Origin of the sequence: Streptomyces sp. NPDC056948, assembly GCF_042674225.1 — a bacterium.
GTDB lineage: Bacteria > Actinomycetota > Actinomycetes > Streptomycetales > Streptomycetaceae > Streptomyces > Streptomyces purpurascens.
This window is the reverse complement of sequence record NZ_JBHUQX010000821.1, coordinates 1-1,184: the sequence shown is the minus strand read 5'-3', so window position 1 is coordinate 1,184 and position 1,184 is coordinate 1. Positions and strand designations below refer to the sequence as shown.

The following is a 1,184-nucleotide window of genomic DNA, read 5'->3' as shown; positions in this document are numbered from 1 at the left end:
TGCCAGCGCCGCGCCGAGACGTTCCTGCGCGCTGGTCAGGCGCCGGGAGCGGGAGATCGCCCGGTCCAGACGGGCGCCGCCGCGCCAGGCGAGGCGATAGGCGACCAGGTCACCCAGGACGGAGGCGGTGGCCGCGCAGAGGGTCAGCGCCAGGATGTCGGGCACATCGGTCGCCGAGCCCGCGGCCGCCGCCGTGGCCACCGTGATCACCAGGACGCCGCTGGGCAGCACCGGCAGAAACACGTCGAGCAGGATGGACAGGGCCACCACCGCGTAGATCCATGGGCTGCTTATCAGCGACCCCACCTGCTCCAGCACCGCGACTCCCCGTGAATCCCCCGTGGGCCAGACCGTGCCGCGATGTCGCGCGGGGAGCGGCAGGAATGGCCATGACAGCCATACAGCGTACGCCTGGGGTGTGACGGGCGGTTCACGGGGGGCTCGTATGTTCGGTACCGACTGTCCACCTCGTGTCTCAGCTCGTCCCGGGTCGTCACTCGCCCCGAGCCGTCACCCGCCTGCCGTGCCCCGGAGGGCGCTGGGCGCGGGTGTCCCGTAGCAACAGAAGGGGCTGAATCAGACACAAGGTGAGGAACGGTGCACACCATGCTGGCAGGAATGTGCGCGACCGCCGTCGCGACCGCTTTGTTCGCCGGTGGCCCCGGCGGTGTCGAGACCTACTCGATGCGGGCACAGGCCCGGTTCGCCGTGCCCGGGGAAGCGGACCGGTCGGCGGCGCTGACGTACGACAGGAGTCTCGTTCCGGTGGCCTCGTGGATCGAGGTCCGCCAGCACACCGCGCCCGGCGGCGCGACGACCGTAGGGCTGAAGGTGGCCGGCATGAAGCCCGGCCACGCCTACGGCGTCCATGTGCACCGGAAGCCCTGCGGCGCCGACCCGGAGGCCGCAGGCGGGCACTACCAGAACCGGCCGTCGAGCGATCCGCACCATGTCGGCCCGGACAACGAGGTCTGGCTGGACTTCACGGCCGACCGGCGCGGCGCGGGTGCGGCGAGTGCCCGGCACGACTGGGGCTTCCGGCCGGGCGAGGCGTCCTCGGTCGTGATCCACGACGCGCCCGGCGGCGCGGGAGTGCGGGCGGCCTGTTTCACGGTGCCGTTCGAGCCGGTGGGCGAGGGCGATTAGGCGCGCACCGTGCATCGCGCACCGCGCGCCGGGCAGCC

Annotated in this window: 1 protein-coding gene and 1 pseudogene; one reads left to right on the top strand and one right to left on the bottom strand. The window is 72.6% G+C overall.

The window, feature by feature from the left end:
* Nucleotides 1-318 (bottom strand): annotated as a pseudogene (locus ACFTZL_RS45015) (hypothetical protein); the annotation flags it as partial.
* Nucleotides 319-606: 288 nt separating this feature from the next.
* Here ACFTZL_RS45015 and ACFTZL_RS45010 point away from each other — a divergent pair.
* Nucleotides 607-1,146: a superoxide dismutase family protein gene (locus ACFTZL_RS45010; RefSeq protein ID WP_382596466.1), complete on the top strand. Its 540-nt coding sequence runs from the start codon at nt 607-609 to the stop codon at nt 1,144-1,146.
* Nucleotides 1,147-1,184 lie beyond the last annotated feature (38 nt).

Coding starts and splice junctions, on each gene's coding strand:
- ACFTZL_RS45010 (WP_382596466.1), top strand. CDS start 607: ATGCTGGCAGGAATGTGCGCGACCGCCGTCGCGACCGCTTTGTTCGCC.